This window comes from Chitinophaga sancti (assembly GCF_034087045.1).
Lineage (GTDB): Bacteria > Bacteroidota > Bacteroidia > Chitinophagales > Chitinophagaceae > Chitinophaga > Chitinophaga sancti_B.
On sequence record NZ_CP139247.1, the window covers coordinates 6,737,971 to 6,755,475 of the forward strand.

Below are 17,505 nucleotides of genomic sequence, written 5' to 3' on the forward strand. Positions count from 1 at the left end.
CGGGGCTTTAGGCCCCGTTTTTTTATGCCTTCAATGTGTCCAGGTAGTATTTGAGCTGCTTAAGATATAGCGTATACGGACTCCTGCTATTTGCCAGCTTCCCAAAGTTACGCACCCCCCAATAACCAGACATTACAAACATCGTCACCTGTTTTGCATTCACATCCTTCCGTATCGTCCCGCTTTTCTTTCCTCTCTCAACAGTAGCGATCATCAACTTTGTCCATTGTTCTGTCACTTCATTCAATACATTGTTAAAATCCTCATTCCAGGGGCACATTTCACTAGCCAGGTTAGCCACAGGACAACCATACTCTACTTTCATAAACTCATCCTTCATCAGCAAATGATACATCAGGTTATAGATAGCATCCAGTGCTGATCCTTCTTTTTCCAAAGGTGCTATAAAACTACTCGTTAGCGCAGGTTTCATCAGTTCATTGATAATTGCCACTCCCATTTCGTCTTTATTTTTGAAATGGTAATAAAAGGCGCCTTTTGTTACCTGGGTAGTTGCTATAATATCATCAACACTGGTTGCCTTATACCCTTTCACATAAATTAACTCAAATGCTTTCTGTAAAATATTAATCCTTGTTGCCTCCGCCTTTTTCATCTGGATGTTTATTTTAATCGTTCAGTTCCCCACATTCAAAACCGTTCTCTTTCAGGAGTTGAATGATTGATCCTACAATTTCGGATTTAATTTCTATACGTAGTACATTATCACAATCCTCCAGATCAAAATTCCATTTGGTAAAGGCAAATACTTTGAGACAGATAACTACTTACCTGTTTTCATTATTGGCTTGTGGCGCAAGTATGTATTTATCAACATAAAAAGTTCCGAATGGTATAATACAGGCAACTAACACCTTCCACGAAACCCTGGAGAACTTCCATTTATACGTCACACCTACGCTGAGTGTAGTAACGACGAATAAGGTAAAAAGCAAACCATGAATAGGGCCCATTGTCTTTACCATGGCAGGCTGCCCACCCCAATACTTTAATGGCACAGCAATAAACACGAAAATCAGCAGGGAAATGCCTTCGAAAAATCCAATGATCCTCAGGCGTCCGATGGGCGTTTTGAAAAGTTGTAACATAACACTAAATAAGATTAAAATGATCTGAAATAAGGCCGGTGAGCCAATGGTGAAAAAGGCCATGGTATGGCGATCAATATGATCAATAGCGCCAGTGAAAACCATAGCAGTATCGTCCTGAATTTCAATTTATCTGTTTCCATCCGCTTTGCTTTGGCGGAGCCTATTGTGATTATGATAATAGCAATTACCATCAGCGCAATGTGTATATAACGAAAGTATGTATAACCTTCAAACCCATTATATCTTATAACAGGACTAATCATATAGAGGTAAAGACCGAGCATTAACTGTATGTGCGCAATGGTCGCAGTCAAATGTCTGAAAGTATTGTCAGTAGAGGAAAAAACCTTGTTTTCCCGCACGCCGTTCCAGGCCATTATTATACAATAAATAAGACTGATAAGTACAAAGTAACGGTTAATAGAATGTAATATTAAAATCGTCAGATACATAGTTAATCACTTGGAGAATGCAAAAGTAATACAAAAACATACTACTTAGTATGTTTTTGTAAAATTAAATAAAAAAGGCAGCGTTTCCGCTGCCTGCAATATTGTAATATCAGATCTTATATTGTTACGCTTTCGGGTAACGCATATTCAAATTGTTCCCTTTTGGCGATTAACTGCCCCCACCTCAAACAGGTAGCTCCCCATGAAAATCCTGCCCCAAATGTAGTGATCAGCAAATTCTGACCTGGTTCAAAATCTTCTGCAAAATCCCACAATACTAATGGTACTGTTGCCGAAGTTGTATTCCCGTATCTTTCTATATTGATCTTTACTTTTTCAAGTGGGATATTGAGTCTGTCGCTCACAGCCTGGATGATTCTCATATTTGCCTGGTGTGGAATGACCCAGTCAATTTCGTTTGCATCCAGGTCATTAAGATCCAGGGCTTCACCAGAGGCTGTAGCCATGGATTCTACCGCATTCTTAAATACCAGTGCCCCATGTTGTTTGATATAGTGCGCTCTGTTCTCTATAGTTTCATTCGTAGCAGGCAGTCTTGAACCACCAGCTGGTACCAGCAGCGCGTCATTTCCTGCGCCATCAGTTCTCAGTACACTATCCATTACCCCGTAGTCTTCAGTAGTAGGTTCGAGCAAAACTGCTCCTGCACCATCTCCAAAGAGAATACAGCTGTTTCTGTCCTTATAATCAACAATAGAGCTCATTTTATCTGCCCCAACCACAATGACTTTCCGGTACCTGCCACTTTCGATCAAACTGGCCCCCATAGTCAGACCAAACAGGAAACCACTGCAGGCCCCATTCAGGTCAAAACCGAAAGCATTGCTAAGTCCGCTCTTTTTACATACAAGGCTACTGGCTGGCGACAATAGATGGTCCGGAGTAGCAGTGGCCAGAATGACTGCCTCAATCTCTTCTGGTTTTACCTGGTAGGTATCCAGTAAGTTTCTGATGGCAGATGCTGCCAGATCTGAAGTAGCTTCATCTTCTGCGATTGCAATACGTCTTTCTTTAATACCTGTGCGCTGTTTGATCCATTCGTCGGAAGTATCTACGATTGTCGATAAAAACTCATTTGTCAAAATATTCGAGGGTACATAGCCTCCTAGTGCGCTGATGGTAGCTCTGATCTCCTTTCTCATTACATTAAATCTATCACAGAAAATTGGGATGCAAAGGTAACTCAAAGTAAGAGCAGTTGAACTTTTTTTTTCGCCAAATTTAGTTGGGATATGGCAAACTCATTGATTTTAAGTATTTATATATATAATATATCATCCAAAACCGTTAAATATCGAAATATTGCGATACATGGTTAACAAGTAAGGTTTATCTACCCAATATGGCAAAAGCCATCGCCCGGATTGCCATTTTGCAGGACCTGCATAAAGTAGCGTTCCCTTATGATTTTCGCTTTCGTATAAAACTGGCTTTTACAAATGGATAACTACACCATATCACCCCCAGGAATGGCAACTAAACAACCTGGCTTGAATTAAAAGATGGTGTATCAAAGTTAGATACACCATCTTTTAATTCAGATACCTAATTGAGTCAGATTCCATTTTATACGATTCTCAGGAGTTTCATTTATTATAACATACCCTCCTATTCTAATTACCATGGACAATTAGCCGGTGCCGGATAATATTCCTCACTGAAAAATTGCCCTGTCGGACCCTCATGCCCTATTAACGCATATTTAGCAATCCTTTGTCCTGCTTCTTCAGGTGTACTGGTACCCTGATGCCCCGTAAAATCAGTTTGCGTATACCCAGGACAAACAGCATTTACTTTAAACGCGGTATTCCGCAACTCATACGCCAGGCTCACCGTGTACATATTCAACGCTGACTTGGAAGACTGATATACTACATATCGCTTAGGATAATTGCTATTGTAAATATCCGCTGCCGCAGAAAGCGAAGCCATAGCCGTGCTTACATTTACAATACGAGGCTCTGGGGAGATTTTTAATAAATCAATGAAAGCCTGTGTCACCCTTACTACACCAAATACATTGGTATCATATACTTTCTGATACTGCTCTGCAGCCGTCTCCAATGCCGATTGCGCTAATACACCAGAAATGCCTGCATTGTTGACCAGGACATCTAAAGCACTGATTGCTTTTCTTGCTGCATCCACAGATGCCTGGCTGGTCACATCCAATTGTATTGCTGAAATATTAGTCAAACCTTCGGCATTCAGTTTTTCAACTGCCGCCTGGCCGTTTTCAGGATCACGGCTACCCAAATAAACAAAGACACCTTTTTGCGCAAGTATTTTTGCTACTTCAAAGCCAATACCTTTGTTAGCGCCTGTTATTAATGCTGATTTCATACCTTCTGATTTATGCAACGAAGGTAGCAGGCAGAAAAACAGCCGATGGGGACAAATCATTTTAATTGTGGGACAAATCCTGTAATTCGGACAGATAGGCGCTTACACTCTTGCCTGTACTTTTTTTGAAAACACGGGAGAAATAACGGGGGTCAGTAAAGCCCAGCTCATAAGCCAGTTCCTTCACTGATAACTTTGAATATTGTAATTTCCGCTGGGCTTCCAGCATAAGCCGGTTTGTGATCCACTCTTTTGGTGAAACGCCTGCAAATTCCTTTACAATACCATATAAGGTGCTTGAAGTTAATGCGAGTCTGTCCGCAATACCCTGCACATCATGCTGCTCAGAAAGGTTCGTTTCTACAGCCAATTTAAAGGCGATGTACTTTGATAGTTTGGATCCTGTATTCACCTCCTTACGTTCATACCGCTCAAAATAGGCGGTATTAAACTCAGTCAGTACTGCATGCAAATGTGCGAGGATCACTTCAGACTTTTTCTGTTTGCCGGGCGCGTGCAAAAGCTGAAATAGCCCGGCAAGAAGATTCTTTACCCGTTGCTGAGCAGTCTCGTCAAAAGAGATAGTATTGGCGTTATAAGGATTGACAAGGAACGGATAAGAACCTGGCAACAGCATCAGCGTGCTTTCATCAAAAGACAGCGCATATTGATGCATATTTTTATCATAAGGCAATTTGGTAAAAACCTGATTAGGCAAACCGTAGACCAGTCCACCATCCCCAACGGTAAATTGTTGCAGGTCAGCCACAAATGTGGCGGACCCCTTCACTATATATTGAAAATAGTAAAAGGAGAGCCTGTGAGGTTTTACCAAAATCGCCATCACATCCTCCGGTAGTTGGATAGCACAGTTTTCATTCAACGCGATAGCCAATTTATCGTGATGCCTGATTTTGTCCAACATGCCCCTCGTATCTTCCATATATGAGATAGTTTACTACAAAGATACAAATAGCTGATTGAGTTTTCCACCTGACATGGCCTCTTGCTGGAATATCGCAGCATCGCCTCTTGTAAGAAACACCTGTTTGTTTTGGGTAAGATTCCCCTAAAATAAAATAGGTGAACTCTATAATACGGTTATTTTTATTTGTATTTTGTTTATTATGAAAACAAACTACTGCCTGCTTTACCTGGGCATCCTATTATTCCACGGACTATTCTTAAAAAAGTCTTTAGCCCAAACCGCCAAACTACCCACCCAATGGACGAAAGCTGCGATGGCAGCAGCGGTGCCTTTTCCTGAATACCCACGTCCACAGTTAGGGCGAAAGGAATGGATGTGTTTGAATGGGAAATGGGATTATATAGGAGGTAAACAGGTGGCGAGTGCATTGAACCCTGTTAAACCGATTGCTTTTAGTGATAAAGCGGAAAAGATATTGGTGCCTTACTGTCCGGAATCTGTGCTGTCAGGCATCGAGCGGAATCAGGAGATTAATATGTGGTACCGCCGCACTTTTGAAATTCCTGCTTCATGGAAAGGGAAGCAAATCATACTCAACTTTGATGCAGTGGATCATGACGCGACCTTATTTGTCAATGGAGAAAAAGCCGGGGTGCATGCTGGTGGTTATAGTTCCTTTCATTTCAACATTACAAAATATCTAAAAGCTGGTACCAACACGATTGTCGTTGCGGCACATGACCCTAACGATGGCAGAACACCTTCCGGTAAAAACGGTCCACGGGGCGATTATACCTTTACATCAGGTATCTGGCAAAGTGTATGGCTGGAACCAGTCAGCGAGCATTATATTAAAAGTATCCGGCTATTACCTGACCTTGTCAACAACAGGCTCCAGGTATTTGTGGATGCAGATCCGGCACATGTAAAGGCTGTTGCATTGAATGGTACTGACGTGGTGTCTGAAAGTTCAGGGCGCTCCGGTACGCTACTATATGTACCAATAAAAGAATCTATATTATGGTCGCCCGATGATCCGTTTTTATATGATCTGAAAATAACCCTGACAGACAATAAAGGAAATATCACAGATGAAGTGAGCAGTTATTTTGGTATGCGTGATATAAAACTGGGTAAAGTAAATGGAGTGATAAGACCATTGCTCAATAATAAATTTGTGATGCAGGTTGGCTTACTGGATCAGGGTTATTGGCCGGATGGTATTTTGACAGCACCTACAGAAGAAGCGTTAAGATCTGATATCTCGTTTACAAAAAAAGCTGGTTTCAATTTAATCAGGAAACATATGAAGACTGAGCCTAAGCGATTTTACTATTGGGCAGACAAGCTCGGTTTATTAGTTTGGCAGGATATGCCGGCAATCTGGTATCAGCATGAAGATACGGCCAGGAATAGAAGCGTTTTCCGGAAGGAATTAGTAGATATGATGGATGATCTTTACAACTCCCCTTCTATTATTACCTGGGTACCGTTCAATGAAAACTGGGGAGCATTTGATGTAAAAGAAATGACTGATTGGGTGAAGAAGCTGGATCCTTCAAGGTTGGTAAATGGTAATTCAGGTTTTAATAATAACCCTGGGTACCAGGAGGCAGCAGGCGATCCGGGCAATGGAGATTTTGTAGATACACATATTTACGTGGGGCCATATGGGGCTTCTGTACCGGATGATAAGCGGGCAGCTTCGTTGGGTGAGTTTGGAGGTGTTGGCTTGTTTGTACGGGGGCATATGTGGCCGGTGGAGAATAATGCATATGCTTATGAACCGACTAAGGAGCGATTAACGGATAGTTATATACTTTTGATGGACCAGGTGGAGCAATTGATGAGGTATAAAGGATTGAGTGTAGCGATATATACGCAGACAACGGATGTGGAGCATGAGGTGAATGGGATGTTGACTTATGACAGGGAGGTGGAGAAAATGGATGTTAAGAGGATAAAGGAGGTGAATGAAGCGGTGATTAGAGCGGGTAATGAATTAAAAACAGGAAAATAATAGAATGGTTATGCAACTATAATGGGTACTCGTAACACAGGATGTTACGAGTACCCATTATAGTTGCATATCGTTATAAACTCCAATCCACAGGTTCAATACCCGCTTTTGCCAGCATTTCATTTGTCTTAGAAAAGTGCCTGCAACCAAAGAATCCTTTATCAGCACTGAAAGGCGATGGATGCGCCGCTTTCAGAATATGGTGCTTGGTAGCATCTATCAGTACCTGTTTGTCCTGAGCAAACCGTCCCCAAAGAATAAATACCACATCTTTTTTATTTTCTGACACTTTTCTGATTACCGCATCCGTAAAGTTTTCCCAGCCGACTTTTGAGTGAGAAGCGGGTTCATTGGCGCGGACAGTGAGAAATGCATTCAGGAGCAATACGCCATGCTCTGCCCATTTGGTGAGGTTCCCTCCTTGTGGAATAGGCAGGCCAAGGTCAGCATGCAGCTCCTTAAAAATATTCACAAGGGAAGGTGGAGGTTTAACGCCATCCTGTACAGAAAAACATAAACCATGTGCTTGTCCGGGACCGTGATAAGGGTCTTGTCCTAATAAAACAACTTTAACTTTATCGAAGGGAGTCTTGTCGAAAGCATTGAAAATAAGGTTGCCAGGAGGGTAAATGGTGCGGTTCAAAGCCTTCTCCTGCTTGAGATGGAGGGCGATTTGTTCAAAGTAAGATTTCTGGAATTCATCTTTTAAAACTTCTTTCCAACTTGCTTCAATTTTAACGTCCATAAATTTTTTAAAATTTTGAATGGCAAAAATTTGTTTTATAAAGGGAATTTTCACTAGATTTGCACTCCCAAATGAAACGGTAAATATACGGGAAATTTGGAAAACGGATCGGTAGCTCAGCTGGATAGAGCAGCTGCCTTCTAAGCAGCAGGTCATTGGTTCGAATCCAATCCGGTTCACTAAAGCACGATGCAAATCGTGCTTTTTTTATGCATATAAGTAAGTCCACAGCGCGTTTCAGCGAATTTTACAGATCAAAACATATTATTCTATATCAAGATAAATGGTATCCCTTTCGGTGTCCTATTCGGTGTCCTATCTTCATATGGACACCGAATTTAAAATGGTGCGTTTTGTATCTTTTTAAAGAGCAATTTTTAACCGGATTAGATCCAAATTCATGAATTTTAAGCAAAAACTGTCCATTCTTTTCTATTTAGTTAGAAGTAAAAGATCGAAAGATGGTAAAATACCTATATATGTCCGTATCACTATTGACGGCTTAGACGATTATTTTTCATCTGGCTGTAAAGTACTGGATGAAGACTGGGATGGTGAAAAAAAGCAAGTCTTACCTACAGACAAATCCTACAAACAAACCAATAAAACTCTCGGCCAGATAAAAACCGACCTCGAGCGCCATTTTGACCTCCTCCAGGCAAAAGACGGGTTTGCTACTACTGTTTTAGTGATCGAATCTTACAAAACTCCCATAAACGGTGCAAAGATCAGGGACGAAAAAACCCAAAACCTTGCCTTTAGTGATGCCCTGGATACGCTGATCCTTAAATATCTCAAATTTTCCGACAAAAGGAAAAAGGCATATGAGTTTGACCAGACCCCGCCCCCTGAAAGAAAAATACTCCTTGATGAAGAGGAATCAATCCTCAAAAAGGAATTAACGAAGGTAGTCAAACAAGGAAACGACATCTTCGACAAAAAAGCCACCAAAAGACATTAATGCTGGCAGTAAATGAATATCTGTTAGATTTTCTGGAGCTGGTTTTTGTAGATGAGCGATCTCCAAATAGCCTTGAAAAGTTAATAGGCAGGAAAAAACGTTATATAGAATTTATTCAATACCGTTAAAAAAAACAGATCTGCTACTTAATACGCTTGAATATAAGTTCATTGAAGATTTTTATGGCTATTTGATAAAACAATATGAATTGAAAGATGTTTCCGCCGGTAAATATGCGCAAAGCATAAAAGAGATTATAGATAGAGTTGTTGCAAAAGGCTGGATGAGTCATAACATATTTGCGATATTCAAATGCACCTTTAAAAGAAAAAAGAAACCCCATCCCAAAGCGAGCGAGTTTCATACCCTTGTAAATCATCAGTTTAAAAACAGTTTCTATGAACTTCTCCGTGATTTGTATGAATTTAGCTGCTATACAGGTTTTGCTTACCAGGAGGTATATGATAGCGCCCCTCACCATGTGAACCTACAGGATGATGGAGAATTATGGATATATATTGATCGTCAGAAAACTGGTTTCCCGGAAAAAGTACCATTACTTCCCGGAGCAATAAAACTGATCCAAAAGTATAAAAACCATCCTGTGGCTCTTAGAAGAAACAGGCTTTTCCCAGTTCCGACAAATCAGGCATACAATGAAGGGTTAAAAGAAATAGCCAAAGAATTAAATTTTCAATATTTAGAGTTGACAACCCATGATGCAAGGCGCTTCTTCGCCACTGAGATGACCTACAAGAAGGGAGTTCCATTAAAAACTGTCAGCAAGATGTTGGGGCATCAATCCATTAAAACAACTGAATTGTATGTAGATGTTGATGAAGAGGCCATCAGTGAAAGTATGAAAAACGTGAAGGAAAAATTATTTAATGATGATGGAGAACTGAAAAATACCACACCTGTAATTGAAATAAACAACACGCTAAAAGTTGCTCATATCGCCGTTAAATAACGAGAAATGCCCTGTCTGCAGACAGGGCATTTCTCGTTATTTATTTGAAGGGGGCATCTCTTCTAATGTGCTGATCATCCAGGAAAATGCCTGTAGTAGCGCATTAAACACTGCTATTTCATGAACAGGTGAATGCGATATGATCTTTTCCACTGCTTCGGAATCCTTCTTTTTAACCCCTTCAGCAACGAAAGGAATAGGCACCTCTATTTCATCCTTCTCAGGAGTCAAAATTTGCCTTGCCTGAGTCGAAAATTTTTGCCTGGTCTTTACCTCCACCTCCTGTACCAGCTTGTACATATTTTTCAACAGAAGTGCACTATAAACCTGCTTATGAGCAGGTCCTTCATATACAATCGCATCCAGGATGAATTGTTGCTCTTTTTTATCTGCCAGGATAAGTTTGATAAAATCGTCCGGAGTGCCGACTAATAATGCACCTACTCCCGAATCTCTGATACATGAATTGTTGACTAAATTATTCTTAGCCCTGCAAAGTTGGGCTGTGGAAATAAGATTAACAGGAAGAACAGATTAAGATTTCTTAATACTGGAAGAATGAAATCTCCGCCCAAAAAACAATGATTACGAAAATATTCCCTCAATAAAAAAATACCGGGCAATAATAGTGCATCAAACCTATACTTTGATAATTTCAACTTCTCAACATTCCTGATTTTGTCATATTAATGTCACAATTCATTCAACCTTCCCAAACATAAATTTAAAATTCGACATTTGTGTCGAACAAATAAGTCAATAAATGTCACACGATCCATCCACCAATATCGAATTGCAAATCAAAGAAGCTGCAAAACGTGTATTCGTGCGAAAAGGACTGGAAGGCACCAAGCTTCAGGAAATAGCCGAAGAAGCCGGCATCGGCCGCACAGCTGTTCATTACTACTACCGTAGCAAGGAAAAACTATACGCCATCGTATGGTCTGAATTCTTCGCAGAAATCTCTTCCAGGTTACCAGAAAACATCAGAACAACTATGCCAGTAGTCGAACGAATGAAACTATTCGCTGAACACTATATTGACTCCGCCATCAGAAATCCTGAAATTGACCTCTTTGTTCTCAACGAATTCAATGTCAATCCAGACATGATCAAAGAAATCTTCCTTTCCACCATGCCCGTAAACCTGAAAGAATATTTTCTCCCATACATCGAAGAAGCCGTGGAAAAAGGAGAAATGACCGGAGATCCCATGCAGATCTTCATTACCCTGCTCTCCGTTTGCTTGTTCCCCTTCGCCGGCATGGCCATGATAAAAACAATTATGAACATATCCAACGAAAATTACCTTCAATTATTGGAGCAACGTAAGGATTACGTAATGAATTTTTTAACCACTGCTTTCAAACCCTGATTTTTTTTGCCTATAATTCGACAGCAAAGTCGAACATAAAATTCTAATAATTCATTTAAACTAAAAAACCGAACAATCAAGTAAAATGGAACAATTGATTAAAATTCACCTCACCATCTGGTTGGTTTGTTGTTCGCTCTGTCTATCGGCACAACGCCACCTATCGCTGGAAGAATGCACCGACATCGCCCTGAAACAAAGCCTTCAGGTAAAATCTGATGTATTGGACCTTGACAAAACTTCCGCATCCATAAAACAAGCTTATAGCGCTCTGTTACCCACCATTGGCATAAACGGTGCTTATCAATATTCCCCCCAGGTACAAGCATCTGTCATCCCCTCTGAAACATTCGGCGGCACCTCAGGCACCTTCAGCGCTGTAAAACTAGGTGTCCCACAAACCAAATCTGCGACCGCAGAACTTAACCAGAACATCTACAACCCCTCTGCCATTATCGCCCTCAAAGCAGCCAAAGTGCTGCTCCAGGGCAATAAACTACAAATCAAAAGCAGCAAAGAAGACCTTGTCTACAATGTTGCCGCTACTTATTATAATATCCAGTCCTTACTGAAACAGGAAGAAATGACCAGCCAGAACCTGCATAACACCCAGTCCCTGCTGGACAGCACCATTGCTCAGTTTCAGGCCGGCCTCGCCACCCAGACAGATGTGGACCGCCTCCAGGTTACACACGACAATAGCGAAGCCGACCTCGAACGCCTTCACAACAACAAAGAAAAATATTACAACCTCCTGAAAGTACTTATGAACTTGCCCCTGAATGAAAACATCCTGGTCAATCCAATCCCTGAAAACGAATCCCCCTCGTTGTCTACTGACAACTACAACCTCGCTCAGAAAACAAACTACCTGCAAATCCTGCAGAACAAACAAACCGCTGAACTGGAATTTAAAAACATTAAATCCGGCTACCAGCCTACCATCTCCTTCTTTGCCAACTATGGCGTATACGGCTATTACAGCAATGCCAACCCATTGAATAATATTAATGATAAATGGTACCCCACCTCTACAATAGGAATCAAAATGAAATTAACCCTCTTTGACGGGTTCAATATCAAATACCAGGCAAAACAAAAAAAGATTGAAATCAGCAAACTTGATGTCCAGGCCGCCCAAACTTTACAACAAAACCAAAAGGAAGTAGCCGATGCCATGGCTGATCTTAAAAGCAATATGCTCACTTATCAAAACCAACAACGTAACCTGGTACTTGCACAAAAAGTATTGGCAGATATCAACCTCCAGTACTTAAGCGGTATCGCAAAAGTGAGTGATGTCATCAACGCCACCACCGATCTGCAAACCGCACAAAACAATTTCATCTCCGCCCAGATCAATATCAAACAGGCCCAGATCAGCCTGAAAAAAGCACAGGGCACCTTATTACCACAGTCATTCTAAACAAAAACACTCGCCATAATGAACAAACGCACAAAAACCATTCTCACAGTCGTAATGATAGGTACATTCATCGTCGTTATCTATCTAAAACTCTCTAACAACAAAAAAGAACTGGATGAGAAAATATACCACCCTGCCGTAAATACTGCCGTTCAGGTACAGGCTGATACAATCAGACCTACAAAGTTCGAACAGAACATTCCATTTACCGGATCGTTTATACCTAATCGTGAAGTGATTATCGGCGCAGAAGCCTCCGGCAAAGTAATCCAGGTCGGCGTGCAGGAAGGTGAAGCCATCCACACCGGCCACCTTATCGCCCAATTAGACAAAGGCGTGCTGGAAGCACAACTCCTTTCCGCCCAGGCAAATTATAGCAAAGCGGTCAGCACCTTAAGCCGCTACCAACATGCTGCTTCAGGTGTCACACAACTACAGATGGACAATGCCAAAACCGACATACAAACCACCGAGGCCCAGATCCGCCAACTGAAAGAACAAATCGCCCAATACACTATTCTGTCCCCTTTCAGTGGTATCGTCACCTCCCGAAACTTCGACCTCGGCGCCATCGTTTCTCCCGGTTATCAAATGGCTACACTATCCGATATCAGCTATTTAAAACTGCAGGTCTCCGTGCCTGAAAAAAACATCACTGCCTTTAAAACCGGACAATCCGTGAATATAAGTACCGATGTGTACCCCGGAAAACTCTTCCCCGGAAAAGTAAATATGGTCGCGTCTAAGGCCGACGCCTCCCACAACTTCACAGTTGAATTACTGATCCCTAACCCCAATGCCGAATTAAAAGCAGGCATGTATGGCACCATCACACTGGATAACTCCCTGTCTAATGACGCACTCACCGTGCCCCGCTCTGCTCTGACAGGTAGCTCCACCAATCCCCAGGTATACGTGATAAAAAATGGCGTCGCCAACCTACGCACTATCACCATCGGCCCAGGCAATGAAGTCCGCGTCCAGGTAACAAATGGGCTGAAATCAGGTGAAGTAATTGTGGCCAGTGGCCTTGTCAACCTGCACGATGGCTCCAACGTCAATACATCCAATTAAATAATCACTCATTCCAGAAAATAAAGTTACACCATGACCTTAACCGAGATTGCCATCAAAAGGCCCTCGCTCATCATAGTAATATTTACAGTGCTGATCCTTGGGGGCATTTTTTGCTATACCAAATTAAGCTATGAGCTGTTACCAGACATGAGTCAGCCAACACTCAACATAATGACGCAATATCCTGGCGCTTCTCCCGTCAACGTCGAACAAACCGTCACCAAAAAAATCGAAGATGTGCTCAGTGGCGTAGACGATATAAAATCCGTCTCTTCACAATCCCTTGAAAGTAACTCCATCATCACGGCAGAGTTCAATACAGGTGTTGACATTGATAGTAAACAACAGGATGTACAACGCAAAATCAACAACATCATGAGCGACCTCCCTGATGATGTGAAACAACCCAGCATCTCTAAAGTGACACCTAGCGATCAACCTATCATGCAACTGGCTGTCACCTCGAGTTTAAGTAATGCAGACTTCTATGATGTCGTTAAAAACGACCTCAATCCACAGCTGCAACAAATCAAAGGAGTGGGAGAAATCACCCTCATCGGGGAACAGGAAAGAGAAATCCAGGTCAATGTAAAAAAGGATAAACTGGATTACTACGGCCTCTCCATCTTAAATGTCACCACTGCCATTAACAACGCCAATGTAGAATTGCCTTCCGGTAAAGTAAAATCAGAGTCTACCGGCCAAATGACAGTCCGCCTCACAGGTAAGTTCACCTCTGTCGCCCAACTAAATGACCTGACCGTATCCTTACCTGCCGCAGGTAGTCCTGTCAAACTAAGTGACATCGCCACAGTAGCAGACGTGACAAAAGATCCTTCTTCCATTTTCCGCTACAACGGACTCAACGCCATCGGTCTGCTCATAAAAAAACAAAATGATGCCAACGCCGTTGAAATCAGCAAACAAGTAAAACAAAAGATCAGTATAATCGAAAATCGCTATGCAAACGATCATGTGAAATTCATTATAGCCGACGATACCGCCGATTATACCCTCGAATCTGCTGATGGTGTAATGGAAGACCTTGAAATCGCAGTCTTACTCGTATCCATCATCATGCTGTTTTTCCTGCATAGCATGCGTGACTCATTGATCGTACTGGTAGCTATCCCTACCTCCCTGATCTCCACCTTCATCGCCATGTACCTCTTTGGCTTCTCCCTCAACCTGATGACCTTACTCGCCCTCTCACTGGTAATCGGTATCCTCGTAGATGACAGTATCGTCGTCCTGGAAAACATACATCGTCACCTGCATATGGGTAAGAATAAACGAACAGCTGCCCTGGATGGCCGTAATGAAATCGGATTCTCTGCCCTCGCCATCACGACCGTAGATGTGGTTGTATTCGGTCCATTATGTCTCATACAAAACACCATCGGCTCCCTCTTACGTCAATATTCAATAACAATTGTGGTATCAACCCTGATGAGTTTATTCGTCTGTTACACACTTACACCATGGCTGGCTTCCCGTTTTGGTAAGATCACCATCCTTGACGACAAAAAGATGCTCCACAAACCTCTGATTTGGTTCGAAAACATAATTGAAGCACTTACCACCTGGTATACCCGTTCCTTAAAATGGGCCCTAAAACACAAAATGGCCATGCTGGCTATAATCATGGGTATGTTCCTGGCTATAGCAGGCATCATGAAAATGGGCATTATCGGTAGTGAGTTTATTGCCCAAAGCGATAAAGGCCAGTTCCGCCTCGCCATGGAGTATGATAAAAGCACCACCGTACTTCAAAACAATCTGAAAAGCCTGGCAATTGAAAATTACCTTCGTAAACAACCAGATGTAACAACAGTATTCAGTAATGTGGCAGGTAGCAGCACCTCCTCCATAGTAGCAGGAGTTGGATCTGACTATAAAACAGAACTAACCGTCACTCTTATAGACAAAAGCCTTCGTACTGCTTCCACCGAAAAACTGATGTTACAAAAAAGCCAGGACATCGCCCGTCATTTCCCGGGAGTTAAGGTCAGCCCCAGCCTCGTGAGCATGGCGAATATGGGCGATCCCATTCAGATCCTTTTAAGTGGAGAAGACTATCCCCTACTCATCAGGACTGCCAATGAGCTGAAACTACGCATTGCTGCAATGCCTGGTGCTATCAACACGACCTTAAGCGTAGAAGAAGGCAACCCGGAAGTACAGGTAAACATCAATCGTGAAAAAATGGGCCAGCTGGGCCTGAATATTTACACTGTAGGTGCCACCCTTCAAAATGCCTACGCAGGCAACACCGATGCCAAATACCGCTACGGCAATAACGAATATGATATCCGCATCCAATTCGACAAGTTTGACAGACACAACGCAGCTGATGTTCAAAACATCTCCTTCATCAATGACGAGGGAAAAACAATCAGGCTTTCCCAATTCGCCAAAGTAGGACAAGGCAGCGGACCAAGCGTCCTGGAAAGACGTGACAGACGTAGCTCTGTCACCATAAAAAGTAATATTCTCGGCATCAGATCAGGCGATCTGACAGATAAAATCAATGAATCACTCATAACAAACCCAATACCCAGGGGAGTAGAACTAAAATGGATCGGAGATGCTGAACGACAAAGCGATTCATTCGGTGCACTGGGTGCTGCAATTATAGCTGCTCTCATCCTCATGTACCTTGTAATGGTGGCTCTTTACAACAACTTTATCTACCCGCTGGTCGTACTATTCGCAATCCCTGTCGCTTTCTTAGGCGTATTCCTCGCACTGGCACTCACAAAATCTTCGATGAGTATCTTCACTATCCTCGGTATGATCATGCTATTAGGGCTGGTATCCAAAAACGCAATCTTAATCGTGGATTTTGCCAACCATCGTAAAGAACATGGAGACTCGACATGGACAGCACTAATAGAAGCAGGAAAAACCCGGCTTCGCCCCATCCTCATGACCACACTGGCCATGGTCATCGGTATGATCCCCATCGCCACCAGCAAAGCCCCTGGCAGCGAATGGAAAAACAGCCTGGCATGGGTAATTATCGGAGGTCTAACCACCAGTCTATGTCTCACAGTATTTGTCGTACCCATCGTGTATTACTGTATTGACAGAGTAAGTGATAAATGGAAACAACATTTCCCTCCAAAAGAAGATAACAAGCCCATTGCGGCACACTAATAAAATAATGTAAAAGATGCGCCCAAGCGCAGTGTTTTACAGTTGTAGGTTTAAGTAGACCACGGGTATATTCCTATACCTGTGCCTTTTATAAGAAATTTCCCCGAAGTTGCCCATATATGGATGGATACAAATGAATTTTAAAAATTGAAAAGCGGAATATTCTTAATATTGGTATGGGTAGAGGCGAGGCATTAACTATTTTTAATGAAGATATTCAGGTAATTCCAATTTTTAGTACATGATAAATAAATAGGCGCTGCTCGCAGCATTAAATAAAGGAGAAATAACCAGGGATCAGTTTGTACAACTCTATTTTGATGGAAAAGAAATGTCTGAAAGCATGTTAATGGCAGTGTTTGACCAATGTATTGTCCAGAAAGATATGGTTCTGATTGAAGAAGCACTAAGATTATTATACTTTGACATACTCCCTTTAAATACTTTTGTCCGTAGACTTTGTAAACTACTGACCGAAGATTAGCATTTTAGACATGAAGACATTGCCATGTTGTTAAAGCAAATTGCGGATCCTGTTAGTGTTGAATGCTTATTTAATGCGGCTGATCTCAAGTTCAAGTACCTCGATTATGATGACACTTACCAATTTGCAAGGAAATGCATAATAGCATTATCTACTATTAACAATCACGAAGCTGTTGAAAAATTGAAGCTATTGTCTGATAGTAATAATATTATAATTGCTTATTATGCTAAAATAGAACTAAACAGGACTGGTCCTTAGGTCCTTAGGCCCTTGAGGTAGCAATAAGTGATTTGTACCCTATTAAGAAACAATAGAATATTTTTTGAACAAATGCGACTTTAATTAGTTAAAGATATATGCTGATCGTAACAGGATATTTAATTGATTCATTCCTGGATTGAAAGCTATCCTGCAGAAATTAAGTATCAT

The 17,505-nt window shown here is 41.7% G+C and carries 15 protein-coding genes and 1 tRNA gene; 8 read left to right on the forward strand and 8 right to left on the reverse strand.

The features are described 5' to 3' along the window. Positions 1–22: 22 nt before the first annotated feature. From SIO70_RS27015 to SIO70_RS27040, 6 genes are all read right to left on the reverse strand, one after another. The gene (locus SIO70_RS27015) at positions 23–616 is read right to left on the reverse strand and encodes a TetR/AcrR family transcriptional regulator (protein WP_320576084.1); all 594 of its coding nucleotides are present in this window, start codon (positions 614–616) and stop codon (positions 23–25) included. A gap of 172 nt (positions 617–788) precedes the next feature. Beyond that, positions 789–1,109: a DUF3817 domain-containing protein gene (locus SIO70_RS27020; RefSeq protein WP_320576086.1), complete on the reverse strand. Its 321-nt coding sequence runs from the start codon at positions 1,107–1,109 to the stop codon at positions 789–791. Positions 1,110–1,123: 14 nt separating this feature from the next. Continuing rightward, positions 1,124–1,489: a hypothetical protein gene (locus SIO70_RS27025; protein ID WP_320576088.1), complete on the reverse strand. Its 366-nt coding sequence runs from the start codon at positions 1,487–1,489 to the stop codon at positions 1,124–1,126. Between the two features lie 191 nt (positions 1,490–1,680). Continuing rightward, positions 1,681–2,727 (reverse strand): beta-ketoacyl-ACP synthase III, encoded by a 1,047-nt coding sequence (locus SIO70_RS27030; protein ID WP_320576089.1) that lies wholly within the window; start codon positions 2,725–2,727, stop codon positions 1,681–1,683. Between the two features lie 475 nt (positions 2,728–3,202). Then, positions 3,203–3,928: an SDR family oxidoreductase gene (locus tag SIO70_RS27035; RefSeq protein ID WP_320576090.1), complete on the reverse strand. Its 726-nt coding sequence runs from the start codon at positions 3,926–3,928 to the stop codon at positions 3,203–3,205. Between the two features lie 61 nt (positions 3,929–3,989). Then, a complete protein-coding gene (locus tag SIO70_RS27040; RefSeq protein ID WP_320576091.1) occupies positions 3,990–4,871 on the reverse strand; it encodes an AraC family transcriptional regulator in 882 nt (293 codons plus the stop codon). A gap of 184 nt (positions 4,872–5,055) precedes the next feature. Between SIO70_RS27040 and SIO70_RS27045 the strand changes: the two genes are divergently transcribed. Next, positions 5,056–6,876 (forward strand): glycoside hydrolase family 2 protein, encoded by a 1,821-nt coding sequence (locus SIO70_RS27045; RefSeq protein ID WP_320576092.1) that lies wholly within the window; start codon positions 5,056–5,058, stop codon positions 6,874–6,876. A 73-nt stretch (positions 6,877–6,949) separates the two neighbouring features. On the opposite strand, the gene ung is transcribed toward SIO70_RS27045, so the two are convergent. Next, positions 6,950–7,621: a uracil-DNA glycosylase gene (gene ung / locus SIO70_RS27050; protein WP_320582073.1), complete on the reverse strand. Its 672-nt coding sequence runs from the start codon at positions 7,619–7,621 to the stop codon at positions 6,950–6,952. A 105-nt stretch (positions 7,622–7,726) separates the two neighbouring features. On the opposite strand from ung, the gene SIO70_RS27055 reads away from it, so the two are divergent. From SIO70_RS27055 to SIO70_RS27065, 3 genes are all read left to right on the forward strand, one after another. Continuing rightward, positions 7,727–7,800: transfer RNA gene (locus SIO70_RS27055), tRNA-Arg, on the forward strand. Between the two features lie 221 nt (positions 7,801–8,021). Then, a complete protein-coding gene (locus tag SIO70_RS27060) occupies positions 8,022–8,582 on the forward strand; it encodes an Arm DNA-binding domain-containing protein (RefSeq protein WP_320576093.1) in 561 nt (186 codons plus the stop codon). 169 nt (positions 8,583–8,751) lie between these two features. Next, the gene (locus SIO70_RS27065) at positions 8,752–9,552 is read left to right on the forward strand and encodes a site-specific integrase (protein ID WP_320582074.1); all 801 of its coding nucleotides are present in this window, start codon (positions 8,752–8,754) and stop codon (positions 9,550–9,552) included. 36 nt (positions 9,553–9,588) lie between these two features. On the opposite strand, the gene SIO70_RS27070 is transcribed toward SIO70_RS27065, so the two are convergent. Further along, positions 9,589–9,852 carry a hypothetical protein gene (locus SIO70_RS27070; protein WP_320576094.1) on the reverse strand — a complete coding sequence of 88 codons (264 nt, stop codon included), beginning with the start codon at positions 9,850–9,852 and terminating at the stop codon, positions 9,589–9,591. 463 nt (positions 9,853–10,315) lie between these two features. On the opposite strand from SIO70_RS27070, the gene SIO70_RS27075 reads away from it, so the two are divergent. From SIO70_RS27075 to SIO70_RS27090, 4 genes are all read left to right on the forward strand, one after another. Continuing rightward, positions 10,316–10,927 (forward strand): TetR/AcrR family transcriptional regulator, encoded by a 612-nt coding sequence (locus SIO70_RS27075; RefSeq protein WP_320576096.1) that lies wholly within the window; start codon positions 10,316–10,318, stop codon positions 10,925–10,927. Between the two features lie 85 nt (positions 10,928–11,012). Next, entirely contained in the window at positions 11,013–12,353 is a 1,341-nt protein-coding gene (locus SIO70_RS27080; RefSeq protein WP_320576098.1) for a TolC family protein, read from the forward strand. Between the two features lie 18 nt (positions 12,354–12,371). Next, positions 12,372–13,427 carry an efflux RND transporter periplasmic adaptor subunit gene (locus SIO70_RS27085; RefSeq protein ID WP_320576099.1) on the forward strand — a complete coding sequence of 352 codons (1,056 nt, stop codon included), beginning with the start codon at positions 12,372–12,374 and terminating at the stop codon, positions 13,425–13,427. Positions 13,428–13,460: 33 nt separating this feature from the next. Next, complete coding sequence (locus SIO70_RS27090; RefSeq protein ID WP_320576101.1) at positions 13,461–16,589, forward strand: efflux RND transporter permease subunit; 3,129 nt, start codon at positions 13,461–13,463, stop codon at positions 16,587–16,589. Positions 16,590–17,505: the final 916 nt, after the last annotated feature.